At 60.2% G+C, this 26,754-nt stretch carries 25 protein-coding genes; 9 read left to right on the forward strand and 16 right to left on the reverse strand.

What is annotated here, in order from left to right; translation table 11 throughout:
• Positions 1-42: 42 nt before the first annotated feature.
• Entirely contained in the window at positions 43-633 is a 591-nt protein-coding gene (diaA, locus tag GT753_RS16840; protein WP_004937103.1) for a DnaA initiator-associating protein DiaA, read from the forward strand.
• Positions 634-642: 9 nt separating this feature from the next.
• Positions 643-1,218 carry a division/outer membrane stress-associated lipid-binding lipoprotein gene (dolP, locus tag GT753_RS16845; RefSeq protein ID WP_004937101.1) on the forward strand — a complete coding sequence of 192 codons (576 nt, stop codon included), beginning with the start codon at positions 643-645 and terminating at the stop codon, positions 1,216-1,218.
• A 39-nt stretch (positions 1,219-1,257) separates the two neighbouring features.
• On the opposite strand, the gene mtgA is transcribed toward dolP, so the two are convergent.
• The 4 genes from mtgA to GT753_RS16865 all read right to left on the reverse strand — a co-directional run bounded on the left by mtgA (position 1,258) and on the right by GT753_RS16865 (position 6,247).
• Positions 1,258-1,989: a monofunctional biosynthetic peptidoglycan transglycosylase gene (gene mtgA, locus GT753_RS16850; RefSeq protein ID WP_015379165.1), complete on the reverse strand. Its 732-nt coding sequence runs from the start codon at positions 1,987-1,989 to the stop codon at positions 1,258-1,260.
• Positions 1,986-2,639 (reverse strand): isoprenoid biosynthesis glyoxalase ElbB, encoded by a 654-nt coding sequence (gene elbB / locus GT753_RS16855; RefSeq protein ID WP_015379166.1) that lies wholly within the window; start codon positions 2,637-2,639, stop codon positions 1,986-1,988. The genes mtgA and elbB overlap by 4 nt, the downstream gene beginning before the upstream one ends.
• A 237-nt stretch (positions 2,640-2,876) precedes the next feature.
• The gene (arcB, locus tag GT753_RS16860; RefSeq protein WP_076741014.1) at positions 2,877-5,216 is read right to left on the reverse strand and encodes an aerobic respiration two-component sensor histidine kinase ArcB; all 2,340 of its coding nucleotides are present in this window, start codon (positions 5,214-5,216) and stop codon (positions 2,877-2,879) included.
• Between the two features lie 92 nt (positions 5,217-5,308).
• Positions 5,309-6,247 (reverse strand): TIGR01212 family radical SAM protein, encoded by a 939-nt coding sequence (locus GT753_RS16865; protein WP_160125783.1) that lies wholly within the window; start codon positions 6,245-6,247, stop codon positions 5,309-5,311.
• Between the two features lie 691 nt (positions 6,248-6,938).
• Between GT753_RS16865 and gltB the strand changes: the two genes are divergently transcribed.
• The 3 genes from gltB to GT753_RS16880 all read left to right on the forward strand — a co-directional run bounded on the left by gltB (position 6,939) and on the right by GT753_RS16880 (position 13,477).
• Entirely contained in the window at positions 6,939-11,399 is a 4,461-nt protein-coding gene (gltB, locus tag GT753_RS16870) for a glutamate synthase large subunit (protein ID WP_160125784.1), read from the forward strand.
• 14 nt (positions 11,400-11,413) lie between these two features.
• Positions 11,414-12,832: a glutamate synthase small subunit gene (locus GT753_RS16875; protein WP_015379170.1), complete on the forward strand. Its 1,419-nt coding sequence runs from the start codon at positions 11,414-11,416 to the stop codon at positions 12,830-12,832.
• Between the two features lie 165 nt (positions 12,833-12,997).
• On the forward strand, positions 12,998-13,477 hold the full coding sequence (locus GT753_RS16880; RefSeq protein ID WP_160125785.1) for a hypothetical protein: 480 nt from the start codon (positions 12,998-13,000) through the stop codon (positions 13,475-13,477).
• Between the two features lie 65 nt (positions 13,478-13,542).
• Here GT753_RS16880 and sspB read toward each other — a convergent pair whose 3' ends face one another.
• The 5 genes from sspB to zapE all read right to left on the reverse strand — a co-directional run bounded on the left by sspB (position 13,543) and on the right by zapE (position 17,244).
• Positions 13,543-14,043, reverse strand: coding sequence for a ClpXP protease specificity-enhancing factor (gene sspB, locus GT753_RS16885; RefSeq protein WP_004937084.1), 501 nt, complete (start codon positions 14,041-14,043; stop codon positions 13,543-13,545).
• Between the two features lie 5 nt (positions 14,044-14,048).
• Positions 14,049-14,690, reverse strand: coding sequence for a stringent starvation protein SspA (sspA, locus tag GT753_RS16890; protein WP_004937082.1), 642 nt, complete (start codon positions 14,688-14,690; stop codon positions 14,049-14,051).
• Between the two features lie 325 nt (positions 14,691-15,015).
• Positions 15,016-15,408 (reverse strand): 30S ribosomal protein S9, encoded by a 393-nt coding sequence (gene rpsI, locus GT753_RS16895; RefSeq protein ID WP_004937080.1) that lies wholly within the window; start codon positions 15,406-15,408, stop codon positions 15,016-15,018.
• A 15-nt stretch (positions 15,409-15,423) separates the two neighbouring features.
• Positions 15,424-15,852 (reverse strand): 50S ribosomal protein L13, encoded by a 429-nt coding sequence (gene rplM / locus GT753_RS16900; protein WP_004937079.1) that lies wholly within the window; start codon positions 15,850-15,852, stop codon positions 15,424-15,426.
• Between the two features lie 264 nt (positions 15,853-16,116).
• Complete coding sequence (gene zapE, locus GT753_RS16905) at positions 16,117-17,244, reverse strand: cell division protein ZapE (RefSeq protein WP_004937077.1); 1,128 nt, start codon at positions 17,242-17,244, stop codon at positions 16,117-16,119.
• Between the two features lie 231 nt (positions 17,245-17,475).
• Between zapE and zapG the strand changes: the two genes are divergently transcribed.
• From zapG to degS, 3 genes are all read left to right on the forward strand, one after another.
• The gene (gene zapG / locus GT753_RS16910) at positions 17,476-17,877 is read left to right on the forward strand and encodes a Z-ring associated protein ZapG (protein ID WP_004937074.1); all 402 of its coding nucleotides are present in this window, start codon (positions 17,476-17,478) and stop codon (positions 17,875-17,877) included.
• A 180-nt stretch (positions 17,878-18,057) separates the two neighbouring features.
• Positions 18,058-19,428: a serine endoprotease DegQ gene (gene degQ, locus GT753_RS16915; protein ID WP_004937072.1), complete on the forward strand. Its 1,371-nt coding sequence runs from the start codon at positions 18,058-18,060 to the stop codon at positions 19,426-19,428.
• Positions 19,429-19,516: 88 nt separating this feature from the next.
• Positions 19,517-20,575: an outer membrane-stress sensor serine endopeptidase DegS gene (gene degS / locus GT753_RS16920; RefSeq protein WP_004937070.1), complete on the forward strand. Its 1,059-nt coding sequence runs from the start codon at positions 19,517-19,519 to the stop codon at positions 20,573-20,575.
• Between the two features lie 71 nt (positions 20,576-20,646).
• Here the strand turns inward: degS and murA are convergent, their stop codons facing one another.
• From murA to mlaF, 7 genes are all read right to left on the reverse strand, one after another.
• On the reverse strand, positions 20,647-21,906 hold the full coding sequence (gene murA / locus GT753_RS16925; protein ID WP_004937068.1) for a UDP-N-acetylglucosamine 1-carboxyvinyltransferase: 1,260 nt from the start codon (positions 21,904-21,906) through the stop codon (positions 20,647-20,649).
• 55 nt (positions 21,907-21,961) lie between these two features.
• Complete coding sequence (ibaG, locus tag GT753_RS16930; protein ID WP_004937066.1) at positions 21,962-22,216, reverse strand: BolA family iron metabolism protein IbaG; 255 nt, start codon at positions 22,214-22,216, stop codon at positions 21,962-21,964.
• A gap of 140 nt (positions 22,217-22,356) precedes the next feature.
• The gene (mlaB, locus tag GT753_RS16935; RefSeq protein WP_004937064.1) at positions 22,357-22,659 is read right to left on the reverse strand and encodes a lipid asymmetry maintenance protein MlaB; all 303 of its coding nucleotides are present in this window, start codon (positions 22,657-22,659) and stop codon (positions 22,357-22,359) included.
• Positions 22,659-23,288 carry a phospholipid-binding protein MlaC gene (gene mlaC / locus GT753_RS16940; protein WP_004937063.1) on the reverse strand — a complete coding sequence of 210 codons (630 nt, stop codon included), beginning with the start codon at positions 23,286-23,288 and terminating at the stop codon, positions 22,659-22,661. Before mlaC ends, mlaB begins: the two co-directional genes overlap by 1 nt.
• Before the next feature lie 14 nt (positions 23,289-23,302).
• A complete protein-coding gene (gene mlaD / locus GT753_RS16945) occupies positions 23,303-23,851 on the reverse strand; it encodes an outer membrane lipid asymmetry maintenance protein MlaD (RefSeq protein ID WP_004937061.1) in 549 nt (182 codons plus the stop codon).
• Positions 23,852-23,855: 4 nt separating this feature from the next.
• Positions 23,856-24,638: a lipid asymmetry maintenance ABC transporter permease subunit MlaE gene (gene mlaE / locus GT753_RS16950; RefSeq protein ID WP_004937059.1), complete on the reverse strand. Its 783-nt coding sequence runs from the start codon at positions 24,636-24,638 to the stop codon at positions 23,856-23,858.
• Positions 24,639-24,642: 4 nt separating this feature from the next.
• The gene (mlaF, locus tag GT753_RS16955; RefSeq protein ID WP_015379174.1) at positions 24,643-25,458 is read right to left on the reverse strand and encodes a phospholipid ABC transporter ATP-binding protein MlaF; all 816 of its coding nucleotides are present in this window, start codon (positions 25,456-25,458) and stop codon (positions 24,643-24,645) included.
• Positions 25,459-25,760: 302 nt separating this feature from the next.
• Here mlaF and GT753_RS16960 point away from each other — a divergent pair, with 302 nt between their 5' ends.
• On the forward strand, positions 25,761-26,738 hold the full coding sequence (locus tag GT753_RS16960) for a calcium/sodium antiporter (RefSeq protein ID WP_004937053.1): 978 nt from the start codon (positions 25,761-25,763) through the stop codon (positions 26,736-26,738).
• Positions 26,739-26,754: the final 16 nt, after the last annotated feature.

Consider the following 26,754-nt stretch of genomic DNA (forward strand, 5'->3'; position numbering starts at 1 on the left):
TGCGGCGCAGACCGGCCCTTTGACTTAGTGGATTAATACAACGTGCTGGATAGAATTAAAGTCTGTTTCACCGAAAGCATCCAAACCCAGATCGCGGCGGCGGAAGCACTGCCGGACGCCATTTCCCGTGCTGCGATGACGCTGGTTCAATCCTTACTCAACGGCAACAAAATCCTGTGCTGCGGCAACGGCACCTCGGCGGCCAACGCGCAGCACTTCGCCGCCAGCATGATCAACCGTTTTGAAACCGAGCGCCCCAGCCTGCCGGCCATCGCTCTCAACGCCGACAACGTGGTGCTGACGGCAATCAGCAACGATCGGCTGCACGACGAAGTGTACGCCAAGCAGGTGCGTGCGCTCGGGCACACCGGCGACGTGCTGCTGGCGATTTCCACCCGCGGCAACAGCCGTGATATTGTGAAGGCGGTCGAGGCGGCCGTGACGCGCGATATGACCATCGTCGCACTTACCGGCTACGACGGCGGCGAGCTGGCCGGGCTGCTCGGCCAGCAGGATGTCGAAATCCGCATCCCGTCGCACCGCAGCTCGCGCATTCAGGAAATGCATATGCTGACCGTAAACTGCCTGTGCGACCTGATAGACAATACGTTATTCCCCCACCAGGACGATTAAGGAACTGAGATGAAGCTAAAAGCCACATTTGCAGTGCTGTCCAGCGCCCTGCTGTTGCAAGGCTGTATCGCCGGCGTCGTCGTCGGCAGTGCGGCCGTCGCCACCAAAACCGCCACCGATCCGCGCAGCGTAGGGACCCAGGTGGATGACGGCACGCTGGAAGCCAGAGTCGAAAGCGCCCTGAGCAAAGACCAGCAGTTGAAGAAAGATGCCCGGGTGGTCGCCACCGCCTATCAGGGCAAGGTGCTGTTGACCGGCCAGTCGCCTAACGCCGATCTCACCGCGCGCGCCAAGCAGATCGCCATGGGCGTGGAAGGCACGACCGAAGTGTATAACGAAATCCGTCAGGGCACGCCGGTCAGCCTGAGCACCGCATCCTCCGACACCTGGATCACCACCAAGGTGCGTTCGCAGCTGCTCACCAGCGATACGGTGAAATCGTCCAACGTGAAGGTCACCACCGAAAACGGCGAAGTGTTCTTGCTGGGCCTGGTCACGCAGCAGGAAGGGCAGTCGGCGGCGCAGATCGCCAGCCAGGTCAGCGGCGTGAAGCACGTCACTACCGCCTTTACCTACGTAAAATAATCCGCCTGGCGGGAGTGGCACCGTGCCGTTCCCGCCCGTTTAATCCAGCTTGTTCTCGCGTAAAAACGCTTCCCCGCCCAGTTGCCGCATCTGCCGCATGATCCACTGTTGACGCTGCACCACATAGCCGGACGGCGCATCGGCCCTGAAGCGATGCGGATTCGGCAATACCGCCGCCAGCAGCGCCGCTTCGGCCGCGCTCAGGCGCTTGGCCGGCTTATGGAAAAAGCGCTGTGAAGCCTCTTCCACGCCGAACACCCCATCGCCGAACTCGACGATGTTCAGGTACACCGTCAGAATGCGCCGCTTGGTCCACACCAATTCGATGCCGGACGTCAGCCCGGCCTCCAATCCTTTGCGCAGCCAGCTGCGGCCATCCCACAAAAACAGGTTCTTGGCGGTTTGCTGCGACAGCGTGGACGCGCCACGGATGCGCGTCGGGCGCTTCTCGTTGTGGCTGAGCGCCTTTTCAATGGCCGCCACGTCGAAGCCCCAATGGTCTGGAAACTTCTGATCTTCCGCCGCCATCACCGCCAGCGCCATTTGCGGCGAGATGTCGTCCATCGACACCCAGTCCGAATGGGCGACATAGCCGAAGTCGCCGCTCAGCCAGGCGCTGACCTGCCGTTCCACCATCACGGCGGAAAACGGCACCGGCAGGAAGGCGAAGAGCACAATGCCCAACGCCCACAGGCCGATAATCGCGATGACGCCGCGCTTCAGCCAATACCACGGGCGCAGCCGCCGCCATCCGACGAGCGATTTTCTCATTCAGCCAGTTCCAGCACCCGCGCCACCAGCTTATCGATGCCCAGGGCCGCCTGCGCGATAGACGGCGCCAGCATATAGGCCGGCGTGGTCACGATCTTATGTTCGCTGTCCACCACGATGTCGTCCACCGGGCAAATCACCGGTTCGCCGCCCATGGCGTCAATCACTTCCCCCAGATCCGGATCGTTGCCAATGGTCAGCCGCGCTTGTTGATCCAGCAGCTTCGGCAACAGCGCCGGCGCGATGCACATCAGGCCAATTGGTTTGTTGGCCTTATGCATCTCGCGCGTCAGGCGCGCCAAATCTTCATCGACCCAACATTCCGCGCCGGCTTCGGCGAAATTGCTGAGGTTCTTGGCGGCGCCAAAGCCGCCGGGCACGATCAGCGCATCCAGCTGCGCGGCCTCCGCCAGCGCCAGCGGCTGCACCGCACCGCGGGCAATGCGCGCCGATTCAATCAGAACATTGCGCGACTCCGCCATCTCCTCACCAGATAAGTGATTAATAACATGGCGTTGTGGTTTATCAGGCGCCAAGCACACCGCCTGGGCGCCGGCACGATCCAACGCCAGCAGCGTCAGCACCGCTTCATGGATCTCCGTACCGTCATAAACGCCGCTGCCGCTGAGGACTACACCCACCTTTTTCATCACTCTTACTCCTGTCGCTGCTGTCAACTGGTTCGTGCTCGGAGTTGACAAACACTAATCTACATCACACATTTTAATGAATCTTCTAACAAGAGCGCTTACATTTGCTATGTTGTTGGCTGTATGATGTTTAGGAATTCGCAACAACCTGCTCGACCAGAACACTGAAACCAATACGCAGGTTCACAATTTCCCTGGTGTTGGCGCAATATTCGCGCACCCCGGCTTAGGTCGGGGTCATTTTTTTTCAGCGTTCTCAACCCAAGCCCGCAGTACCTGCACGTCGTTGCGCCACTCTTGTTTCAGCTCATCCACCCAATCCTGCACGTTATCCCACCAGGCCGGCAGCGTCGGCGTTTGAATCTGCTGCGCCAGCTGCTGCAGATGGCGCAGACCGACCGAACCGGCGGCGCCCTTGATCTTATGCCCTTCCTCAGTGATGCCTTTCTGATCGCGCGCCGTCATGTTGGAGTCCAGCACCGCCAGATAGCCCGGCATCATCTGTTCGAACATCTCCAGACTTTGGTGGATCAGCTGCGGGCCAACCAGATCCATGTACTGTTCCAGCATCGCGGTATCGAGTAACGACTCATTAATCTGCATCGCCTTGTGCTCCGTTTTCTTTGAAGTGTGAGAAGGTTGATGATCCCAATAGTGTTTGATGACCTTGGTCAGCGCCGGCACCGACAGCGGCTTGCTCAGCACATCGTCCATGCCCGCCTCGAGATACTCTTTTTTGTCTTTCAGCACGTTGGCGGTCAGGGCCACCAGCGGCGGCAGCGCCTGCCCGGCATAGCGCTCGCGCAGCGCCCGGGCGATGTCCAGCCCGGTCATGTCCGGCAGTTGGATGTCCAGCAGCACCAGATCGAACTCGTCCGGATCGAACATCGCCAGCGCGTCGTGGCCGTTCATCGCCACGTCGACGCTGTTGCCCAGCTTCTCCAGCACCGAGCGCGCCACGATCACGTTCAGTTCGATATCCTCCACCAGCAGGATGTGCAGCGCCGGCAACGGCAGCGCCTCTTCCTCCGGCGCCGCGCTGACGGCTTCCTGCACCGCCGGCGCCTTGATGGTTAAGGTAAAGCAAGAACCGTGCCCTTGTTCACTGCGCACGGTGATGTCGCCGCCCATGCTCTGCGCCAGCCGCTTGGAGACCGCCAGCCCGATGCCGGTGCCGGTGGCCGGGCGGCCGCCGCGCTGATCTTTCACCTGGTAATACATGGCGAAGATTTTGTCCTGCTCGTCCTGCGGGATGCCCATGCCCGAATCTTCCACTTCGAACACCAGCTTCTCCTGCGCCTCGCGCCGTACGCGCACCACAATTTGCCCCTGCTGGGTAAATTTCACCGCGTTGCCGATCAGATTCCACAGGATCTGCCGCAGGCGGGTGCCGTCGGTCAGGATCTGCTGCGGCAGCGGCGTCTGCGGCTCCATGACGAACTGCAGCCCTTTCGGCTGCGCCAGCAGGCCCGAGAGGTTCTCCAAATCCGCCAGGAAACCGGTGAAGTCCACCGGCTGGTTGTCGAGCTGCACCTTGCGCCGCTCGAGCTTGTCCATTTCGATAATGTCGTTGAAGATATTGCCGAGGGTGATGGCGCTGACGTGGATGGTCTTCAGGTATTTCAGCTGCTCGTCGTTCAGCTCGGTATCGAGCAGAATGCGGCTCAGGCCGACGATGCCGTTAAGCGGCGTACGCAGCTCGTGGCTGATAGTGGAGATAAAGGTGGTCTTCTCCCTGCTGGCGTTCTCCAGCGCGTCCTGGTAGCGCTTACGCTCGGTAATATCGCGGCCGAAACCCATCAGCCCGTGGCGTTTGCCCACCCGGTCGTAAAACGGCACCTTGCGCAGCTCGAAACAGGCCTTGCGGCCATCGGGATACACCAGCCACTGTTCGTAGGTCAGCGAAACGTTGTGGCGGAACACTTTCTCGTCGGTCTCAATGACCTTTTCAGCGATCTCCTGGCCGTAGACGTCGAACGGCGTCAGGCCGATCAATTGCTTCTCGCTCTTGCCGGTCAACAGCTCCATCGCGCGGTTGCAGCCGGAAAATTCTTTGTCTTCGTTGCGGTAGTAGACCAGATCCGGCGAGGCATCGAGGAAGGAACGCAACAGCGCCGATTGCTGGCCCAGCTCAATCTGCGCCTGCTCGCGCTGTTCCATCTCTTCCGTCAGCTTTTCCATCACCTGCAGGCGCTCTTCTTCCGCCTTGATACGGTCGGCGATCTCCTGATTCAGCTGGCTGATATTGTCTTTGAGCTGCTGATTGAGCTCCAGATCGCGGTGGCGCATCTCTTCGAGCTTGTCCACCAGCCGCGCCAGCCGTTGGCGCGACTCTTCCAACTGTTCCACCACCACCGAGAGAAAATAGACCGCCCACGGGGTGATCAACAGGCCGAAGAAGATCGAACGCACCACGTCGATGCTTTCCACTTCGCCGCGCAGCAGCATGGTCACCGCCATCTGCACCACCATCGCCAGCACCACCAGCGCCGAGGCCAGCAGCAGCGAGAAGCGCACCAACCCCAGTTTCACCATTAAATCAACGTAGTACTGGGCCAACACCCGGATTTGCTTCATAGCGGCTCCCATAAGACACAATCTTTTGAATCATACCGTAAAACAGCGGTGAGATAAGGCGGCAAACGCCGAAGTGTGGCAAAGATTGCACTTCAGAGCGGCATGCCAGGGCGGTAGCGCCGCTTTTCATCCAGCGCGCTGCCCTGCCCGCCGTGCCGTTGCAGATAAGCGCCGACCGCCTGCATGCCGCTCCAGCGGTTTTCGCACCACAGCGGCGCCAGCAGCGTCGGCCGGCGGGCGCTGGCGGAAAGGCGGTGGTACACCACCTCCCCCGGCGTATGGCGGATCATCTCCCCGGCGCTGACGGCGTAATCCTCCAGCGCCAGTTCGGGCAACCGCCCGGCCTGCCACGCCCGCGCCAGGGTGCTGCCGGTGACGACATGCAGCGGGTGCAGCTTGATGCCGTCGACGCCGGTCTGCGTCACCCGCTGCAGCGTGAGCAGATGATCGCGCTGGGTTTCTCCCGGCAGCCCGACGATCAGATGGCAGCACACCTTCAGCCCGCGCTGCCGGGCCAGCCGCGCAGTCTGCTGATAACAGCGAAAATCATGGCCGCGGTTGATGCGCTTCAGCGTTTTATCGTGCGCCGTCTGCAGCCCCAGCTCCAGCCACACCTCATAGCCTTGCTCGCGGTATCCCGTCAGCAGATCCAGCGCGGCGGCCGGCACGCAGTCCGGCCGGGTGCCGACGCACAGGCCGACCATGGCGCTCTGCGCCAACGCCTGCCGATACATCGCCTCCAGCCGTTCAACCTCCGCATAGGTGCTGGTATAGGCCTGGAAATAGGCCAGATAGCGCCGCGCCCGATCGACCCGCGCGGCCTGCTGCGCCAGCTGTTCGGCGATGCTCTGGCGCTGCATCGCCTCATCGGCGAACGAGGCGACGTTGCAGAACGTACAGCCGCCGCGCCCCAACGTGCCGTCGCGGTTAGGGCAGCCGAATCCGCCGTGCAGCGTGAGTTTATGGATCTTTTCGCCATAGCGGCGCTGGAGATCCGCGCCAAACATATTGACTAATTGCGGCAACTGCATAATCTTGGTGGTTCTCTGTGTTCAAAGCCGCGATGCTAATAAGAAACGGCTTTTCCCGCGATGACAGAGATCAACGCTTTCCCCGCAAGGCGCCACCAGGCATAACTATTCATCATAAATGCAAATCAATTCACTATAATTCTGATGAATTATTCTAATCGTCACGCAACCGTTAACGGCAATATGACAACACGGTGAAAAATAGTCATAAACATCAGCAAAGCAATATCTTATAGAATAAAACTCTGGCATTACCCCTCGCACTAGCATGGTGCAGAGATTAAGGGGTTGCACTATAGTGAGACAGCTCACACTTCTGAGTGGATCGGCGTTGCCCCATGATAGTGCAAAAATGCATTAAAACACTTATTTTTCAAATAAATAAACATCATCAATTCGATAAGAATCTATCTTAAGCCCACATTTGACCTGCGAATTCTTTCTCGCTAAGTTGGAAGTCCGCTGGAAGCTTTCTGGACGGGCAAACGTCTCGTCATATTTATGCAGTAATTGAAGACTCCCTCTTAAAACAAGTCCTATACCACTTGTGAGACCGTCACGAGAGGCCATTGATGGAGGGCGGAAAAGCAGATTGGCGGGGTTAACTTGCTGATTGGACTTCTGCCTGAAATTGGGAAGCCCCCTCGCAGTAGGTTGTGAGAGTCACGCAGAGCCTGGGGAGGTTCACGATATGTTGTACGATAAATCCCAAGAGAGGGACAACTGTGGTTTCGGCCTGATCGCCCACATAGAAGGCGAACCTAGCCACAAGGTGGTGCGCACCGCCATTCACGCGCTGGCCCGCATGCAGCACCGCGGCGCGATCCTCGCCGACGGCAAGACCGGCGACGGCTGCGGCCTGTTGCTGCAAAAACCCGATCGCTTCTTCCGCATGGTGGCGGAAGAGCGCGGCTGGCGTTTGGCCAAAAACTACGCCGTCGGCATGATGTTCCTCAGCCAGAATGAAGAGGAAGCGCGCCTCAGCCGCCGCATCGTGGAAGAAGAGCTGCAAAACGAAACGTTATCGATCGTCGGCTGGCGTGAAGTGCCGACCAACCCGGACGTGCTGGGTGAAATCGCCCTCTCCTCCCTGCCGCGCATCGAGCAAATCTTCGTTAACGCCCCGGCCGGCTGGCGCCCGCGCGATATGGAGCGCCGCCTGTTCGTGGCGCGCCGCCGCATCGAGAAACGGGTGCAGGATGACAGTTTCTACGTCTGCAGCTTCTCCAACCTGGTGACGATCTATAAAGGCCTGTGCATGCCTGCGGATCTGCCGCGCTTCTATCTCGATCTGGCGGACCTGCGCCTGGAATCGGCCATTTGCCTGTTCCACCAGCGCTTTTCCACCAACACCGTGCCGCGCTGGCCGCTGGCTCAGCCGTTCCGCTACCTGGCGCACAACGGCGAAATCAACACCATCACCGGCAACCGCCAGTGGGCGCGCGCCCGTACCTATAAATTCCAAACGCCGCTGATCCCGGATCTGCAGGCCGCCGCGCCGTTCGTCAACGAAACCGGCTCCGACTCCAGCTCGCTGGACAACATGCTGGAGCTGCTGCTGGCGGGCGGGATGGATCTCATCCGCGCCATGCGCTTGCTGGTGCCGCCGGCCTGGCAGAACAACCCGGACATGGACGGCGATCTGCGCGCCTTCTTCGACTTCAACTCGATGCACATGGAGCCGTGGGACGGCCCGGCCGGCATCGTGATGTCCGACGGCCGCTACGCCGCCTGTAACCTCGATCGCAACGGCCTGCGGCCGGCGCGCTATGTGATCACCAAAGACAAGCTGATCACCTGCGCCTCCGAAGTCGGCATCTGGGATTACCAGCCGGATGAAGTGGTGGAAAAAGGCCGCGTCGGCCCCGGCGAGCTGATGGTGATCGACACCCGCAGCGGCCGCATCCTGCACTCGGCGGAAACCGACAACGATCTGAAAAGCCGCCATCCGTATAAAGAGTGGATGGAGAAAAACGTCAAACGCCTGGTGCCGTTCGAAGATCTGCCGGACGATCAGGTCGGCAGCCGCGAGCTCGACGACGCGCAGCTCGAAACCTACCAGAAACAGTTCGGCTACAGCAGTGAAGAGCTGGATCAGGTGATCCGCGTGCTAGGCGAAATTGGCCAGGAAGCCACCGGCTCGATGGGCGACGATACCCCGTTCGCCGTGCTTTCAAGCCGGCCGCGCATCGTTTACGACTACTTCCGCCAGCAGTTCGCGCAGGTCACCAACCCGCCGATCGATCCGCTGCGCGAAGCGCACGTCATGTCGCTGGCCACCAGCATCGGCCGTGAAATGAACGTGTTCTGCGAAGCCGAAGGCCAGGCGCACCGCCTGAGCTTCAAATCACCGATCCTGCTGTACTCCGATTTCAAACAGCTCACCACGCTGGAAGGCGAATACTATCGCGCCGAGACGCTCGATCTGACCTTCGACCCGCAACAGCAGGATCTGGAGCAGACCATTCGCGCCCTGTGCGACGAAGCGGAACGCAAGGTGCGCGAAGGCGCAGTGCTGTTGGTGCTGTCCGACCGCGTCATCGCGCCCGGCCGCCTGCCGGTACCGGCCCCAATGGCCGTTGGCGCCGTGCAAACCCGGCTGGTGGAGAAAAGCCTGCGCTGCGACGCCAACCTGATCGTTGAAACCGCCAGCGCCCGCGATCCGCACCACTTCGCCGTGCTGCTCGGCTTCGGCGCGACCGCCATCTACCCGTATCTGGCCTATGAAACCCTGGCCAAGCTGGTGGACAGCCAGGCGATCGACAAGAAATACCGCGACGTGATGCTGAACTACCGCAACGGCATCAACAAAGGCCTGTACAAGATCATGTCCAAAATGGGCATCTCGACCATCGCCTCTTACCGCTGTTCCAAGCTGTTCGAAGCGGTCGGCCTGCACCGCGATCTGGCGGATCTGTGCTTCCAGGGCGTGGTCAGCCGCATTGGCGGCGCCAGCTTCAGCGATTTCCAGCAGGATCTGCAGAACCTCTCCAAGCGCGCCTGGCTGAAACGCAAACCGCTGGAGCAAGGCGGCCTGCTGAAGTTCGTGCACGGCGGCGAATACCATGCTTACAACCCGGACGTGGTGAACTCGCTGCAAAAAGCGGTGCACAGCGGCGAGTACAGCGACTACCAGGCCTACGCCAAGCTGGTGAACGAGCGGCCGGTCGCCATGCTGCGCGATCTGCTGGCCATCACGCCGAAAGGCGAACCGATCCCGGTCGATGAGGTTGAACCGGCGGAGTCGCTGTTCAAACGCTTCGACACCGCGGCGATGTCGATCGGCGCGTTGAGCCCGGAAGCGCACGAGTCGCTGGCGATCGCCATGAACGGCCTCGGCGGCTTCTCCAACTCCGGCGAAGGCGGCGAAGATCCGGCGCGCTACCGCACCAACAAGGTGTCGCGCATCAAACAGGTGGCCTCCGGCCGCTTCGGCGTCACGCCGGCCTACCTGGTGAACGCCGACGTGATCCAGATTAAGGTGGCGCAAGGCGCCAAACCGGGCGAAGGCGGCCAGCTGCCGGGCGACAAAGTCACCCCGTACATCGCCAGACTGCGTTACTCGGTGCCGGGCGTGACGTTGATCTCCCCGCCGCCGCACCACGACATCTACTCGATCGAAGATCTGGCGCAGCTGATCTTCGATCTGAAGCAGGTCAACCCGAAGGCGGTGATCTCGGTGAAACTGGTGTCCGAGCCGGGCGTTGGCACCATCGCCACCGGCGTGGCGAAAGCCTATGCCGATCTGATCACCATCGCCGGTTACGACGGCGGCACCGGCGCCAGCCCGCTGTCCTCGGTGAAATATGCCGGCTGCCCATGGGAACTGGGCCTGGTGGAAACCCAGCAGGCGCTGGTGGCCAACGGCCTGCGCCACAAGATCCGCCTGCAGGTGGACGGCGGCCTGAAAACCGGCGTGGACATCGTCAAAGCGGCGATCCTGGGCGCGGAAAGCTTCGGCTTCGGCACCGGGCCGATGGTGGCGCTGGGCTGCAAATACCTGCGCATCTGCCACCTCAACAACTGCGCGACCGGCGTTGCGACTCAGGACGACAAGCTGCGCCGCGATCACTACCACGGCCTGCCGGAACGCGTGACGAATTACTTCCAGTTTATCGCGCGTGAGACCCGCGAGATCATGGCCCAGCTGGGCGTGAGCCAGCTGGTGGATCTGATCGGCCGCACCGAGTTCCTGACCGAGCTGGACGGCATTTCCGCCAAGCAGAACAAGCTGGATCTGTCGCCGTTGCTGACAACCGCCACGCCGCATCCGGGCAAAGCGGTGTACTGTACCGAAAGCAGCAACCCGGCGTTCGACAAGGGTCTGCTGAACAAAGAGTTGCTGGCGCAGGCGCAGCCGTACATCGAAGCGAAGCAAGGTAAAACCTTCTACTTCGACATTCGCAACACCGACCGCTCCGTGGGCGCCATGCTGTCCGGCGCGATCGCCAACGTACACGGCGATCAGGGGATGGCAGGCGATCCGATCAAGGCGCACTTCTCCGGCACCGCCGGGCAGAGCTTCGGCGTCTGGAACGCCGGCGGCGTCGAGCTGACCCTGACCGGCGACGCCAACGACTATGTCGGCAAAGGCATGGCCGGCGGCAGCATCGCGGTGCGCCCGCCGATCGGTTCCGCCTTCCGCAGCCATGAAGCCAGCATCGTCGGCAACACCTGCCTGTACGGCGCCACCGGTGGCAAGCTGTTCGCCGCCGGCCGCGCGGGCGAACGTTTCGCGGTGCGCAACTCCGGCGCCATCACCGTGGTGGAAGGCATCGGCGACAACGGCTGCGAATACATGACCGGCGGCATCGTCTGCGTGCTGGGTAAAACCGGCATCAACTTCGGCGCCGGCATGACCGGCGGCTTCGCCTACGTGCTGGACGAAGACGGCGAGTTCCGCAAGCGCGTGAACCCGGAGCTGGTGGAAGTGCTGGATGTCGATCAGCTGGCGATCCATGAGGAGCACCTGCGCGGCCTGATCACCGAACACGTGCAGGCGACCGGCTCTTCCCGCGCGGAAGAGATCCTGGCCAACTGGCCGGAGTGGGCGCCGAAGTTCGCCCTGGTCAAACCGAAGTCCAGCGATGTCAAAGCGCTGTTGGGTCACCGTAGCCGTTCCGCAGCCGAGCTGCGGGTGCAGGCGCAGTAAGAGGTAGGTCATTAATGAGCCAGAACGTTTATCAATTTATCGACCTGCAGCGTGTTGATCCGCCAAAGAAACCGCTGAAGATCCGCAAAATCGAGTTCGTCGAGATCTACGAACCGTTTTCGGAAACCCAGGCCAAGGCCCAGGCGGACCGCTGTCTGTCCTGCGGCAACCCGTACTGCGAGTGGAAGTGCCCGGTGCACAACTACATCCCGAACTGGCTGAAACTGGCCAATGAAGGCCGCATCATGGAAGCGGCGGACCTGGCGCATCAGACCAACAGCCTGCCGGAAGTGTGCGGCCGCGTATGCCCGCAGGATCGCCTGTGCGAAGGCTCCTGCACCCTGAACGACGAGTTCGGTGCGGTCACCATCGGCAATATCGAGCGCTACATCAGCGATAAGGCCATCGAAATGGGCTGGAAGCCGGACATGTCGCACGTGCAGCCGACCGGCAAGCGCGTGGCGATCGTCGGTGCCGGCCCCGCCGGGCTGGCCTGCGCCGACGTGCTGACCCGCAACGGTGTTAAGGCGGTCGTATACGATCGTCATCCTGAGATCGGCGGCCTGCTGACCTTCGGCATCCCGGCTTTCAAGCTGGAAAAGGAAGTGATGGTCAAACGCCGCGGCATCTTCAGCGAGATGGGCATCGAGTTCCAGTTGAACACCGAAGTGGGTAAAGACGTCAGCATGGAGACCTTGCTGAGCGAGTACGATGCGGTGTTCCTCGGCGTCGGCACCTATCAGTCGATGCGCGGCGGCCTGGAGAATGAGGAGGCGCAGGGCGTGTACGACGCGCTACCGTTCCTGATCGCCAACACCAAGCAGCTGATGGGGTATGAAACCGAGCAGCACGAGCCTTACGTCAGCATGGAAGGCAAACGGGTGGTGGTGCTGGGCGGCGGCGATACCGCCATGGACTGCGTGCGTACCTCGGTGCGTCAGGGCGCAACGCAGGTCATCTGCGCCTACCGCCGCGACGAAGCCAACATGCCGGGCTCCAAGCGCGAAGTGAAGAACGCCCGGGAAGAAGGGGTGGACTTCCAGTTCAACCTGCAGCCGCTGAGCATCGAACTGAACAGCGCCGGCCGCGTGGCCGGGGTGAAAATGGTGCGCACTCAGCTGGGCGCACCGGATGCCAACGGCCGTCAGACGGCAGAGCAGGTGCCAGGTTCCGAACACGTGATCGACGCGGACGCGGTGGTGATGGCGTTCGGCTTCCGCCCGCACCGCATGGACTGGCTGGCGGCGCACGACGTGCAGCTGGATAAACAGGGCCGCATCCTGGCGCCGGAAGGCAGCGACAACGCGTTCCAGACCAGCAACCCGAAAATCTTCGCCGGTGGTGACGCTGTGCGCGGATCTGACCTGGTAGTGACGGCGATCGCCGAAGGCCGCAAAGCGGCAGACGGCATCATGAACTACCTGGAAGTGTAAACCTTCCGTACCATCAGAGGCCCGGCATATTGCCGGGCCTCTGTTTTTAGCCTGCCACGCTTTGTAACAACCTCCCCGCTCCTCACCGCCTCAACGCGCTATAGTATTGAGTTAGCACCATTGCGGGGCGCGGCTGCGCCTGACACCGAGATAAGGATAGCGAACATGAAATGCTCCATTTCCCTGTTGGCCGGCGCGCTGCTGGCCATCAGTTTCAGCGCTTCAGCCATGGCGCTGGATTCGCAGGAGGTTGGTTACAATATCGAAGCGCGCGGCGCACGGCCGGTCGTGGCGCAGTTGGGCAAAGCCGGACAGTTCGGCGCCGTGGAAAACAGCATCCGGCTGGGGGACGACAGCTGGATTGCCCTGGCGCCCAAGTTGGCCGGCGGCGGCAATGCCGGCTTTACCGCCGGCATCAAATCGGCCCTCTCCGCAGCCCTGATCTACAATCCGGCGGCGGTGTTGCAGGCGCTCAACAAAGGCAACGATCTGCCGCTCAATGACATTTGCACCGCACCGCCGGAAGTGCAAGGCGACACCGCCATCAGCAGTTTCCGTGAGCGCGCAACCCACGCCCTGTCTACCGTACGCGTAGGCGATCTCAGCGCGCCGCGCGACGCCTGCATTGCCGCGTTGAAAGGCTGACCCGCGTCTGCCGGGCAAAAAAAAAAGCACCCCCATGGGGTGCTTTTTCGTTTGTTCTCACGGGGTTATTTCACCACGCGCAGCGCCGGGCGGCCACCGCGCGGCGGCTGCGGCGGTTCGTCATCCGGGCCGTTGTCTTCCGCGGTATCCGGGCGATCGCCGTCGATCACTGACATCAGGGTTTCCGAAGGGATCGTCTCATTGTCCAGACCTTCGAACACGCCTTCGCTCTCGTCGTAGGCGGCTTCCGGTTCGAACATCGTGCCGGCGCCGTTTTCACGCGCATAGATCGCCAGCACGGCGGCCATCGGCACCGAAACCTGACGCGGCACGCCGCCGAAGCGCGCGTTGAACTGCACGTCTTCGTTACCCAACGCCAGGTTGCCTACCGCGCGCGGCGCGATATTCAGCACGATCTGGCCGTCACGCGCGAACTCCATCGGCACCTGCACGTCCGGGCGAGTCACGTCGACCACCAGGTGAGGCGTCAGTTGGTTATCCAGCAGCCAGTCGTAGAACGCCCGCAGCAGATACGGGCGACGCGGCGTCATCTGAGACATGTCCATCGCGCTTAGCCCCGGGTCTGCAGGCGCATTTCACGCTCGGCTTCGGTCAGGGAAGCCAGGAAGGCGTCGCGTTCGAAGACGCGGGTCATGTAGCCTTTCAGCTCTTTGGAACCGGCACCGCTCAATTCGATGCCCAACTGCGGCAGACGCCACAACAACGGCGCCAGGTAGCAATCCACCAGGCTGAACTCTTCGCTCATGAAATACGGCGCCTGACCGAAGATAGGCGCGATCGCCAGCAACTCTTCGCGCAGTTGGCGACGGGCGGATTCCGCTTCCTGGCCGCTGCTCTTCTCGATCTTGTCCATCAGCGAGTACCAGTTCTTCTCGATGCGCAGCATCATCAGACGGCTCTCACCACGGGCAACCGGGTAAACCGGCATCAGCGGCGGGTGCGGGAAACGCTCATCCAGATATTCCATGATGATGCGGGATTCATACAGGGTCAGTTCGCGATCGACCAGCGTAGGCACCGTCTGGTAAGGGTTGAGGTCAATCAGATCTTGCGGCAGGTTATCCATTTCGACCTGCTCGATCTCAACGCTGACACCTTTCTCCGCCAGTACGATACGTACTTGATGGCTAAAAATGTCGGTCGGGCCAGAGAACAGCGTCATTACCGAACGTTTGTTGGCAGCGACAGCCATGAAAACCTCCAAGTTATCTAGAAAATACTGCGAATAGCCAACTGACAGGCTGCTATCCTGAATAATCTTGCCGCAGGCCGGCAGCACGCAGCGCGACCCGAGCCCATAAAAAACCGGCCCAGGAGGTCAACTGCACGGCGAACAGGCGCAAAAGTGGATGATAGTTTACCAGATTCTGCTTGTTTTGTGGGGGCGGTGCGGCGAATTCATGTTGAATTGTCTGATATGCCACAGATTTTAGTCGGGGACGGCGGATTTCAGGCGTAAAAAAACCCGGTGAAGCACCGGGTTTTTTGCGTAAATCGCACTGCCGAAGCAGCGAAAATTAACGCTTGGAGAACTGCGGACGACGACGTGCTTTACGCAGACCGACTTTCTTACGTTCAACCTGACGAGCGTCACGGGTGACGAAGCCAGCTTTACGCAGTTCAGAACGCAGAGTCTCATCGTATTCCATCAGTGCACGGGTGATACCGTGACGGATAGCGCCAGCTTGACCGGAGATACCACCACCTTTAACGGTGATGTACAGGTCCAGTTTGCCAACCATGTCGACCAGTTCCAGCGGCTGACGAACTACCATGCGGGCAGTTTCGCGACCGAAGTACTGTTCCAGGCTGCGCTGGTTGATAACGATGTTACCGTTGCCCGGCTTGATGAAGACGCGAGCGGCGGAGCTTTTGCGGCGACCAGTGCCGTAGTATTGATTTTCAGCCATTGCCATTAATCCCGATTAAATGTCCAGAACTTGCGGTTGCTGTGCCGCGTGATTGTGCTCGGTGCCCGCGTAAACTTTCAGTTTACGGAACATAGCACGACCCAGCGGGCCCTTTGGCAGCATGCCTTTAACCGCGATTTCAATCACGCGCTCAGGACGGCGGGCAATCATCTCTTCAAAGGTCGCTTGCTTGATACCACCGATGTGGCCGGTGTGGTGGTAGTACACTTTGTCTGTACGCTTGTTGCCGGTTACAGCAACTTTGTCAGCGTTCAGAACGATGATGTAATCACCGGTATCCACGTGCGGGGTGTATTCCGCTTTATGCTTGCCGCGCAGGCGACGAGCCAGTTCAGTAGCGAGACGGCCTAAAGTTTTACCATCTGCATCAACAACGTACCAGTCGCGTTTTACGGTTTCTGGTTTAGCTGTAAAAGTTTTCATTAGAAAGCTTACCCAATAATTAGTTACACGTTGGTGAACACCCAAACGCTCGAAAACAGTTGAGGCTCACACGACCATACAAGTCCAGCAAACCTACCCCTTCGAATAGCCATTGCCGGCACTATAAAGTTTTTGGGAAAAAAAACTTTGTTGTAACGTGGGGTCGCAAGATTATAGAGAAGTCGCTCACAAAGATCGAACGGTTTTTGAATGGAAAATAAATTTATCGCCGGCGGCGGACAACCGGCGATAGGCCCGGCGGGCTCAGGGCAGATGCGGCAGCTTGAGGTACTCTTCGCTCTGCATTTCCTGCAGGCGCGACAGGCAGCGCTGGAATTCAAATTTCAGCTGCACCCCCTGATAGATCTCGAACATCGACGCTTCGGCGCCGATCACCAGCTTGATGTGACGCTCGTAAAATTCATCCACCAGCGCCAGGAAACGGCGCGCGGTATTCTCTTTCAGCGGCCCCATCACCTGCACATTATACAGGATCACGCTGTGATACAGCCGCGACAGCGCAATGTAGTCCAGCTGGCTGCGCGCCTCTTCGCACAGCGTGTGGAAATCCACCGCCAGCACGCCGTCCACCGAACGGATCGCCTGCAGCGGCCGATGGTTGATCTGCAGCACCGGCGCGTCCTCCCCCGCCTTGCCCGCCAGCTTGACGAACATCCGATCCAGCGCCTCACGCGTCTGGTCGCTCAGCGGTGTCAGGTAGAGGTGCGCCTGGGTCAGGGTGCGCAGACGATAGTCGATGCCGGCGTCGACGTTCATCACGTCGCAGTACTCGTTGATCAGATCGATGGCCGGCAGGAAACGCGCCCGCTGCAGACCGTTGCGGTACAGATCGTCCGGCGGGATGTTCGAGGTGGCCACCAGCGTGATGCCGCGCGCGAATAGCGCCTGCAGCAGCGTGGCCAGCAGCATGGCGTCGGTGATGTCGGAGACGAAGAATTCGTCGAAGCACAATACGTCGGTCTCGGCCTTAAAGCCGTCGGCGACGATTTCCAGCGGGTTTTCCCGCCCCTGCAACTCGGTCAGCTCTTCATGCACCCGCAGCATGAAGCGGTGGAAGTGCAGACGCATTTTGCGATCGCCCGGCAAACTGTGGAAGAACATATCCATCAACCAGGTTTTGCCGCGCCCGACGCCGCCCCACATATACAGCCCCTGCACCGGGCGCTGCGGCGCCGTGTCGCCGCCCTTGCCCAGCAAGCGGCTGAGCTTGCCGCGCAGCCCGCCGGCAGGCGCGTTCGCCGCCGGCTTTTGCCGCAGAGCCTGATAAATGCGATCCAGTTGAGTGACGGCCCGGCGTTGAACCTCATCGGCCTGATATTCCCCCGCATCCAGCGCCTGCTGGTAGCGAGATAACGGTGATAGTGCCTGCATCTGTTCGATGTTCCCTAAGAACGCTTAGAAATTATTTAGCCAACGTTGGCGGCAAGTTGATGCCGATTCGCACCGTTATCGCCACAAATGCCCGCTGCGGGCGCCGCTGAAAACCCTGTAAAAATTAGGTGGAAGCGCATCAGGATTCCACTCGGACAAGGTTAACGGTTATAGTGGATATTATTAAGTGAAAAATCCCTGCGGAACAACGAAGTCAAAATAGGAGTCATCATGACCTGGGAGTATGCGCTGATTGGTTTGGTCGTCGGTATCGTGATTGGTGCGGTGGCGATGCGTTTTGGCAACCGTAAATTGCGTCAACAACAAGTCTTGCAGAATGAGCTGGACAAGAGCAAGACCGAGCTGGAAGAGTACCGTCAGGAGCTGGTCGGCCACTTCGCCCGCAGCGCCGAGCTGCTGGATAACATGGCGCGCGATTATCGCCAGCTGTATCAGCACATGGCGAAAAGCTCCAACAACCTGCTGCCGGATCTGCCGATGCAGGAGAACCCGTTCCGCTATCGCCTGACCGAAGCGGAAGCGGACAACGATCAGGCGCCGGTGGAAATGCCGCGCGACTATTCGGAAGGGGCCTCCGGCCTGCTGCGCGGTCAAAGCGCACGCCGCGACTGATATTCCTTCTTCGCCCGCGGGGCCTCCCGCGGGTTTAATCCCGTTTGTGCCATATTGACCTTCCCTCGCATTACCTTTACTGAACTTTGCACGCAAATTCACGGTCTTACCCTTCACTATGACAAGGCGATTGCCTTATCATCAAATTTTCATCGGCAGGTATTGAGAGAGTTATCATCAATGAAGAAAAAGTCGTTAATTCTTAGTGCATTGGCAATGAGCCTCGGTCTGGCGCTCAGCGCCGCACCGGCGGCCAACGCGGCCCTGCCCGTCGCCGTGCAGGGGCAGCCGCTGCCGAGCCTGGCGCCGATGCTGGAAAAAGTCTTGCCCGCCGTCGTGAGCGTGCATGTCGCCGGCACCCAGGTGCAGCGTCAACAGTTGCCGGAAGAGTTCAGACGCTTCTTCGGCCCCAACTTCCCCGGCCAACAGCAGAGCTCCCGCCCGTTTGAAGGGCTGGGTTCCGGCGTGATCATCGACGCCGCCAAGGGCTACGTGCTGACCAACAACCACGTCATCAACAACGCCGATAAAATCCGCGTGCAGTTGAACGACGGCCGTGAGCTGGACGCCAAGCTGGTCGGGCGCGATGAACAGTCCGACATCGCCCTGCTGCAGCTCAGCGATACCAAAAACCTGACCGCCATCAAGATGGCCGATTCCGACCAGCTGCGCGTCGGCGACTTCGCCGTGGCGGTCGGCAACCCGTTCGGCCTGGGCCAAACCGCCACCTCCGGCATCATCTCAGCGCTGGGCCGCACCGGCCTGAATCTGGAAGGGCTGGAAAACTTCATTCAGACCGACGCCTCCATCAACCGCGGCAACTCCGGGGGCGCGCTGGTTAACCTGAACGGCGAACTGATCGGCATCAATACCGCCATTCTGGCGCCGAGCGGCGGCAACGTCGGCATCGGCTTCGCCATTCCGAGCAATATGGCGCAGAACCTGAGCCAGCAGCTGATCGAATTCGGTGAAGTGAAACGCGGCCTGCTTGGCATCAAGGGCAGTGAAATGACCCCGGACATGGCCAAAGCCTTCAACACCGACGCGCAGCGCGGCGCCTTCGTCAGCGAAGTGTTGCCGAAATCCGCCGCCGCCAAGGCCGGCATCAAAGCCGGGGATATTCTGGTTTCCGTCGACGGCAAACCGGTGAACAGCTTTGCCGAACTGCGCGCCAAGGTCGGCACCACCGCACCGGGCAAAACGCTCAAGGTAGGCCTGCTGCGCGACGGTAAACCGCAGGAAGTCTCGGTCACGCTGGACAACAGCGAGAGCGCCTCGACCAACGCCGAAACGCTGTCGCCGGCGCTGCAGGGGGTATCCCTCAGCAACGGCGCGCTGCCGAGCGGCGACAAGGGCGTGAAGGTGGAGAACGTGGATAAAGGCTCGACGGCGGCGCAAATCGGCCTGCAAAAAGGCGACGTGATCATCGGCGTCAACCGCCAGCGCGTGGACAGTATCACCGCGCTGCGCAAGGTGCTGGAAGCCAAGCCACCGGTGATGGCACTCAATATCGTGCGCGGTAACGAAACCATTTATCTGCTGCTGCGTTAATTTGTGCAAAAACCGGGCTCGGTGACATACTGCGCCCGGTTAACTCATGCTATCCTCCGAACATCGTTCACCACACCACGAAAACTCCATGTTTGCTAAGCTCTTGCGTTCTGTCGTTATCGGTCTCATCGTTGCCGGCCTGCTGTTGGCCGCCCTGCCCATGCTGCGCTCTTCCAACGGCCTGTTTGCAGAGAAAACCGAGAATACCAGCGACGAAACGCCGGTGAGCTACAACAAGGCGGTGCGCCGCGCCGCCCCTGCCGTGGTGAACATCTACAACCGTAACCTGAACGGCGCCGCCAACGTGCTGTCGCTCGGTTCCGGCGTGATCATGAACGAACGCGGCTATATCATCACCAACCGCCACGTGATCAAAGACGCTCAGCAGATCACCGTGGTGTTGCAGGATGGCCGCCGCTATGAAGCGCTGCTGGTCGGTTCCGACGGCCTGACCGACCTGGCGGTGCTGAAGATCGATCCCGGCAACCTGCCGGTGATCCCGACCAATAAAAATCGCGTTGCCCACGTCGGCGACGTGGTGCTGGCGATCGGCAACCCCTATAACCTGGGACAAACCGTGACTCAGGGCATCCTCAGCGCTACCGGGCGCATCAGTATGAGCACCACTGGCCGGCAGACGTTCCTGCAGACCGACGCCTCAATCAACCGCGGCAACTCCGGCGGAGCGCTGGTCAACTCGCTGGGTGAGCTGATCGGTATCAACACCCTGACCTATGACAAAATCACCGACGGCGAAACGCCGGAAGGACTGGGCTTTGCGATCCCGATCGAACTGGCTACCAAGATCATGGACAAGCTGATCCGCGACGGCCGCGTTATCCGCGGCTATTTCGGCATTCAGGGCAAGGAGATCATTCCGCTGCGCCCCTCCAATTCCGGCATCGATCGCCTGCAGGGCATCATCGTGACCGAAATTACGCCGAACGGCCCGGCGAGCAACGCCGGCTTCCAGATCAACGACATCATCATCAACGTGGATAACAAACCGGCGGTATCCGTGCTGGAAACCATGGACCAGGTGGCGGAGATCAGGCCGGGCACCGAGATACCGGTTATCGTGCTGCGCGACGGCAAACGCATTACGTTGAAAATGACGGTGGGTGAATTCCCGGAAGACAGCAATTAAAAAAGGGCCGGCATTGATAGCCGGCCCTTTGCTATTCATCCTGCCGACGCAGCCGCGCCGGCGCTAATGACTTACTCGCCTTTCACGCGCTCGATGTTCGCACCCAGCGCGCGCAGCTTGTCTTCAATACGCTCATAGCCGCGATCGATGTGATAGATGCGATCGACAACGGTCACGCCGTCGGCGATGCAGCCGGCGATCACCAGGCTGGCGGAAGCGCGCAGATCGGTCGCCATCACCTGAGCGCCGGACAGCTGTTCAACGCCATGGCAGATCACGGTGTTGCTCTCGATCTCCGCGTGTGCGCCCATGCGGATCAGTTCCGGCACGTGCATGAAGCGGTTTTCGAAGATGGTCTCGGTGATGACGCCAGTGCCTTCCGCCACCAGGTTCAGCAGGCTGAACTGAGCCTGCATGTCGGTCGGGAAGCCCGGGTGCGGCGCGGTGCGCACGGTGACCGCTTTCGGGCGCTTGCCGTGCATGTCCAGGCTGATCCAGTCTTCGCCCACTTCGATATCGGCACCGGCTTCGCGCAGCTTGGCCAGCACCGCATCCAGCGTGTCCGGACGGGTGTTGCGGCACATCACTTTGCCGCCGGAAACCGCGGCGGCGATCAGGAAGGTGCCGGTCTCGATGCGGTCAGGCAGCACGCGGTACACGCCGCCGCCCAGACGCTCGACGCCCTCGATGGTGATCTTGTCGCTGCCTGCGCCGCTGATCTTCGCGCCCAGCGTGTTGAGGAAGTTGGCGGTATCGACAATTTCCGGCTCACGCGCGGCGTTTTCGATAACGGTGGTGCCGGTCGCCAGGGTCGCGGCGCTCATGATGGTCACGGTCGCGCCCACGCTCACCTTGTCCATGACGATGTGCGCGCCCTTCAGGCGGCCCTCGACGGACGCCTTGACGTAGCCTTCTTCCAGCTTGATCTCAGCGCCCAACTGCTCCAGGCCGGTGATGTGCAGATCGACCGGACGCGCGCCAATCGCGCAGCCGCCCGGCAGGGAAACCTGACCGCGGCCGAAACGCGCCACCAGCGGCCCCAGCGCCCAAATGGAAGCGCGCATGGTTTTCACCAGATCGTAAGGGGCGCAAAACTCGTTCACGCCGCTGGCGTCCACGAAGACCGAACCGTTGCGCTCAATCTTGGTACCCAACTGGTTGAGTAGTTTAATGGTGGTGTCGATGTCCTTCAGCTTAGGGACATTCTGCAGCTCGACCGGCTCTTCCGCCAACAGGGCGGCGAACAGGATCGGCAGGGCGGCGTTTTTGGCCCCGGAAATAGACACTTCACCGCTCAGGCGGGTCCGACCCTGCACACGAAATTTATCCATCTGACTACTCTCTGTTATCTAATCTGAAGCTGCCCGCCCGGCAGGGCAAACAGCCTTAAAATCCGTTGAGTTTGCGGTCTCGCTGCCACTCTTCAGGGGTGTACGCCTTAATAGACAAGGCATGAATGCGGTTGTCCGCAATGTATTCCATCAGCGGTGCGTAAACCGTCTGCTGTTTTTTGACGCGGCTCATGCCGGCGAACAGTTCACCGACCACGATCGCCTGAAAATGGCTACCGTCGCCCGTCACATGTACTTCATCCAGTGCCAATGCCTGCATCAGCACGTCTTTAATCTCGTTGGTTTCCATAGTATCCAGTTCTGCCGCTAAAGGATCATAAACAGCCTAGTATCTTAGTGGAATACGATGTTTTCTTAAACTAAAGAAAAAGCCCCTGCATAACAGGGGCTTTGTATCGTTTTACCACGCAAGAGCGGCCTAAAACGCCGCTAACCGGCGGTATCGACAGGCATTATCGCCTGCAGGTTGTAGAGCGCGATCAGCGTTTTCAGGCGCTCGGTAGCGCCGAAAATTTTCAGCGCTACGCCGCGTTGGCGCTGCTCTTCCTGCAGATGCAGCAACAGCGCCAGCCCGGCGGAGTCCACGCGCTGCAGTTGCGCCACGTCGATCGCGGTTTTATCCGCCATCAGCGCGGCGCGCTGCCGCCACAGCGGCTGCAGCGTTTCCCGGTCCAGTTCACCGCGCAGGATCAGCGTCTGCCGCTCTGATTCGAAGCTGAGCGCTGCCGACATCAGTTTTTCTTGTCCAGCGTGATAGGCTGCGCGGCGGCGGCCTGCAGCTGCTTGGTCAGGCCGTCGATGCCCTGAGTACGCAGCGTAGACGCCCACTCATTTTGCTTGGTGGTGATCATGCTGACGCCTTCGGCGATCATGTCATACGCCTGCCAGTAGCCGGTTTTGCTGTTCTTGCGCCATTGGAAATCCAGACGCACCGGCGGGCGGCCGCCGTTGTCGATGATGGTGACGCGAATAGCCACGATGTCGGCATTGCCCAGCGGCTGTTCAGGCGCGATCTGGTAAGTCTGGCCGTGATACATCGCCAGCGCCTGGCCGTAAGCCTGCTCCAGGTAAGCCTGGAAGGCGGTGAAGTAAGCTTCGCGCTGCGCAGGCGTTGCCTCTTTGTAGTAACGCCCCAGCACCAGCGCGCCGGCGTATTTCACCTGCACGAACGGCATCAGTTCCTGATGCACGATGGCACGCAGGTAGTTCGGGTCCTGCTTGATCTTCGGCTGTTCGTTCTTCAAACGGCTGAAAGTCTTCTGCGCCGCTTCTTGCATCATGCTGTAGGGATTGGTTTGGTCGGCTGCGCTCGCCAGCGGTGCAACCACCAGCAGAGCCACCATCAGTAAACGTTTAAACATGCAGGTATCCTCTCTTAATGATTTGGAACAGCGGGTTGCGGTGCGGCGCCGGCAGCCGGCTCAGCGGCCGCGTCTCCCGATTTGGCGCTGTCCTGACCGCCGCTTTTATACAGGAACTGGCCGATCAGGTCTTCCAGAACCATGGCTGATTTGGTGTCCTGAATGGTGCCGCCATCTTTCAGGATGGTGGTGCCCATATCAGGATCTTCAAAGCCCACGTTAAGCGCCAGATATTGCTCGCCCAGCAGGCCGGAGGTGCGGATCGCCAGCGAACTGGTATCCGGGATTTGGTCGTACTTTTTCTGGATATCCAGCGCCACGCGCGGCGTGTAGGTTTTCGAATCGAGTTCGATGTCCGCCACGCGGCCGATCACCACGCCGCCAATTTTCACCGGCGAACGCGGTTTCAGGCCGCCGATGTTGTCGAACGTCGCGTAAATGCGGTAGGTCGGCTCGCTGCCGATCGATTTAAGGTTCGCCACCTGCAGGCAGATAAACACGATGGCGCACAGCGCGATCAGCATAAATGCCCCAACCCAGATTTCACTCTTCTTCGTTTGCATCGAATCAATTCCCAAACATCAGTGCGGTCAGCACGAAATCCAATCCCAACACCGCCAGTGACGAATGCACCACGGTACGCGTCGTCGCCCGGCTAATCCCTTCAGAGGTAGGCACGGCGTCGTACCCATTGAAAATGGCAATCCAGGTTACGGTAATGGCGAATACCACGCTTTTGATCAGGCAGTTGAGCAGATCTTTTTTCCACTCCACGGCGCCCTGCATCGCCGACCAGAAGAAGCCGCTGTCGATGCCCTTCCAATCCACGCCGACCACCGAACCGCCCCAAATGCCGATCGCCACGAAGATGATGGTCAGCAGCGGCATGCTGATAAGTCCGGCCCAGAAGCGCGGTGCCACGATGCGCCGCAGCGGATCGACCGCCATCATTTCCAGGCTGGAGATCTGCTCCGTCGCCTTCATCAGGCCGATTTCCGCCGTGAGCGCGGAACCGGCGCGGCCGGCAAACAGCAGCGCCGTGACCACCGGCCCCAGCTCGCGCAGCAGCGACAGCGCCACCATCATGCCAAGGCTGGCCTCGGCGCTGTAGGTGGTGAGCACGATATAGCCCTGCAGGCCCAGCACCATGCCGATAAACAGCCCGGAGACCATGATGATCAGCAGCGACTGCACGCCGACGCTGTAAAGCTGTTTCAACAATAGCGGCCACTGCTTGCCGGGTTCCGGCCGGCCAATCAACGCGTTGAACAGCATCAACCCGGCGCGGCCGAAGCTGGCGCTGGTGTTGATGCCACTGCGCCCCAACGACGCTAACGCTCTTAATAACATGAGCTTATTTACTCCCTAAGCCTAGCAGTTCGGTCTGATAATCCCCGGCCGGATAGCGGAACGGCACCGGCCCATCCGCTATACCATCCAGGAACTGGCGCACGCGCGCATCAGGATTGTTCTGCAATTGCTGCGTGGTGCCTTCGGCGATCACCCGGTTGTCGGCCACGATGTAGGCGTAGTCGGCGATGCTCAGCACCTCCGGCACGTCGTGCGACACCACGATGCAGGTAATGCCCAGCGCATGGTTCAGCTCGTCGATCAGCTTGACCAGCACCCCCATGGTGATCGGATCCTGGCCAACGAAGGGTTCGTCGAACATGATCATCTCAGGGTCCAGCGCGATCGCGCGCGCCAACGCCGCCCGGCGCGCCATGCCGCCGGAAAGCTCATTGGGCATCAGCTGGGCCGCGCCGCGCAGCCCCACCGCTTCCAGCTTCATCAGCACCGTGCTGTGCAACAAAGGCTCCGGCAGGTTGCTGTGCTCGCGCAGCGGGTAGGCCACGTTTTCGAATACGGTCAAATCGGTAAACAGCGCGCCCGACTGGAACAGCATGCTCATCTTTTTGCGCGCGTCGTATAACTGACGGCGGGACAACGCGGGAATGTTGTCGCCGTCGAACCAAATCTCCCCGCTGTCCGGCGCCAGTTGGCCGCCGATCAGGCGCAGCAGCGTGGTTTTGCCGATCCCTGATGGCCCCATGATCGCCGTGACCTTACCGCGGGGCACCGTCAGGTTGATGTCTTCAAATATCCGTCGGTCGCCGCGCGAGAAGCTCATGTCGCGCACTTCGACCAAATTATCTGCCTTTTGGAGCATGTTAATGGACCCTTTACGACTCATCTTTTGCTGAATCTACCCGTGATGTTAAAGCAATGGGCGCAATCCGTCTCATCTTTACAAAAACTTACTGCCATTTCGCAACCAATGGTGCCATTGGTTTTACTTTTCCGCGCCACCCGGTCAAAATTGGCGCCATAACGAAAAAAACGAAACTGTTCAACTATTAGCCGGGGAAAACCGTTGCTGCGGCTCAAACGCGCGCAACGGAGGGCAAGCAATACCGCCGCATTGACGGCTTTAACCAACGAACCGGGATAATACCCGACAAAGGACCCTGCATGTTTCTCGCGATAGCATTATTAATCGTTGGTTTATTTCTACTGGTGTACGGTGCAGACCGCTTAGTTTATGGTGCTGCCGTGATTTCCCGCTCGCTCGGCGTACCGCCGCTGATCATCGGCATGACCATCGTCGGCATCGGCACCTCGCTGCCGGAGCTGATCGTGTCTACCACCGCCGCGCTGAACGGGCAGATAGATATGGCCGTTGGCAACGTATTAGGTTCCAACATCACCAACATTTTATTGATTCTGGGCGTGGCGGCGCTGATTCACCCGCTGGCCGCGCGCTCTGAGATACTGCGGCGCGAACTGCCGCTGATGTTAGCGGTCACAGTATTATGCGGTTTCGTGTTGATGGACGGCACCCTGAGCAGGCTGGACGGCGTGCTGCTGCTGGCCGCCGCCGCCGGCTTCATCCTGCTGATGCTGAAAATCGCCCGGCTGGCGCAGCGCGAGGGCAGCGACAGCCTGACCATGGAGCAGATCGCCGAGCTGCCGCAGGACAGCAGCAATACCGTGGCGGTGCTGTGGCTGGTGCTGGCGTTTATCATTCTGCCGCTCTCTTCCAGAATGGTGGTCGATAACGCGACGGTGATCGCGCACTATTTCGGTCTGAGCGAACTGGTGGTCGGTTTGACCATTATCGCCATCGGCACCAGCCTGCCCGAACTGGCCACCTCCATCGCCGGGGCGCTCAAGGGCGAGGATGATATGGCGATTGGCAATATCATCGGCTCCAATATTTTCAACACGGTGATCGTGCTGGGCGTACCCGCCCTGCTGTCGCCGGGCAGCGTTGACACCGCCGCCTTCCAGCGCGATTACTGGGTGATGCTGGCGGCCAGCGTGCTGCTGAGCGTGCTGTGCATCGGCCGCAAACATCGCATCGGCCACCTGGCGGGCGCGCTGTTATTATGCGGCTTTATTGCGTATCTTGCGGTGCTGTTCTTTAACCCTTTCAGTACTTTCGGCTAAACCGACGGGAATGAGT

The sequence above is a fragment of the Serratia sp. Z4 genome (genome assembly GCF_009900725.1).
In the GTDB taxonomy this organism is placed as follows: domain Bacteria; phylum Pseudomonadota; class Gammaproteobacteria; order Enterobacterales; family Enterobacteriaceae; genus Serratia; species Serratia nematodiphila.

What these genes read in the sequence shown, in the direction of transcription:
- dolP (WP_004937101.1), top strand. Translation starts at nt 643, where the DNA reads ATGAAGCTAAAAGCCACATTTGCAGTGCTGTCCAGCGCCCTGCTGTTG.
- mtgA (WP_015379165.1), bottom strand. Translation starts at nt 1,989, where the DNA reads ATGAGAAAATCGCTCGTCGGATGGCGGCGGCTGCGCCCGTGGTATTGG.
- elbB (WP_015379166.1), bottom strand. Translation starts at nt 2,639, where the DNA reads ATGAAAAAGGTGGGTGTAGTCCTCAGCGGCAGCGGCGTTTATGACGGT.
- arcB (WP_076741014.1), bottom strand. Translation starts at nt 5,216, where the DNA reads ATGAAGCAAATCCGGGTGTTGGCCCAGTACTACGTTGATTTAATGGTG.
- GT753_RS16865 (WP_160125783.1), bottom strand. Translation starts at nt 6,247, where the DNA reads ATGCAGTTGCCGCAATTAGTCAATATGTTTGGCGCGGATCTCCAGCGC.
- gltB (WP_160125784.1), top strand. Translation starts at nt 6,939, where the DNA reads ATGTTGTACGATAAATCCCAAGAGAGGGACAACTGTGGTTTCGGCCTG.
- GT753_RS16875 (WP_015379170.1), top strand. Translation starts at nt 11,414, where the DNA reads ATGAGCCAGAACGTTTATCAATTTATCGACCTGCAGCGTGTTGATCCG.
- GT753_RS16880 (WP_160125785.1), top strand. Translation starts at nt 12,998, where the DNA reads ATGAAATGCTCCATTTCCCTGTTGGCCGGCGCGCTGCTGGCCATCAGT.
- sspB (WP_004937084.1), bottom strand. Translation starts at nt 14,043, where the DNA reads ATGGACATGTCTCAGATGACGCCGCGTCGCCCGTATCTGCTGCGGGCG.
- sspA (WP_004937082.1), bottom strand. Translation starts at nt 14,690, where the DNA reads ATGGCTGTCGCTGCCAACAAACGTTCGGTAATGACGCTGTTCTCTGGC.
- rpsI (WP_004937080.1), bottom strand. Translation starts at nt 15,408, where the DNA reads ATGGCTGAAAATCAATACTACGGCACTGGTCGCCGCAAAAGCTCCGCC.
- rplM (WP_004937079.1), bottom strand. Translation starts at nt 15,852, where the DNA reads ATGAAAACTTTTACAGCTAAACCAGAAACCGTAAAACGCGACTGGTAC.
- zapE (WP_004937077.1), bottom strand. Translation starts at nt 17,244, where the DNA reads ATGCAGGCACTATCACCGTTATCTCGCTACCAGCAGGCGCTGGATGCG.
- zapG (WP_004937074.1), top strand. Translation starts at nt 17,476, where the DNA reads ATGACCTGGGAGTATGCGCTGATTGGTTTGGTCGTCGGTATCGTGATT.
- degQ (WP_004937072.1), top strand. Translation starts at nt 18,058, where the DNA reads ATGAAGAAAAAGTCGTTAATTCTTAGTGCATTGGCAATGAGCCTCGGT.
- degS (WP_004937070.1), top strand. Translation starts at nt 19,517, where the DNA reads ATGTTTGCTAAGCTCTTGCGTTCTGTCGTTATCGGTCTCATCGTTGCC.
- murA (WP_004937068.1), bottom strand. Translation starts at nt 21,906, where the DNA reads ATGGATAAATTTCGTGTGCAGGGTCGGACCCGCCTGAGCGGTGAAGTG.
- ibaG (WP_004937066.1), bottom strand. Translation starts at nt 22,216, where the DNA reads ATGGAAACCAACGAGATTAAAGACGTGCTGATGCAGGCATTGGCACTG.
- mlaB (WP_004937064.1), bottom strand. Translation starts at nt 22,659, where the DNA reads ATGTCGGCAGCGCTCAGCTTCGAATCAGAGCGGCAGACGCTGATCCTG.
- mlaC (WP_004937063.1), bottom strand. Translation starts at nt 23,288, where the DNA reads ATGTTTAAACGTTTACTGATGGTGGCTCTGCTGGTGGTTGCACCGCTG.
- mlaD (WP_004937061.1), bottom strand. Translation starts at nt 23,851, where the DNA reads ATGCAAACGAAGAAGAGTGAAATCTGGGTTGGGGCATTTATGCTGATC.
- mlaE (WP_004937059.1), bottom strand. Translation starts at nt 24,638, where the DNA reads ATGTTATTAAGAGCGTTAGCGTCGTTGGGGCGCAGTGGCATCAACACC.
- mlaF (WP_015379174.1), bottom strand. Translation starts at nt 25,458, where the DNA reads ATGCTCCAAAAGGCAGATAATTTGGTCGAAGTGCGCGACATGAGCTTC.
- GT753_RS16960 (WP_004937053.1), top strand. Translation starts at nt 25,761, where the DNA reads ATGTTTCTCGCGATAGCATTATTAATCGTTGGTTTATTTCTACTGGTG.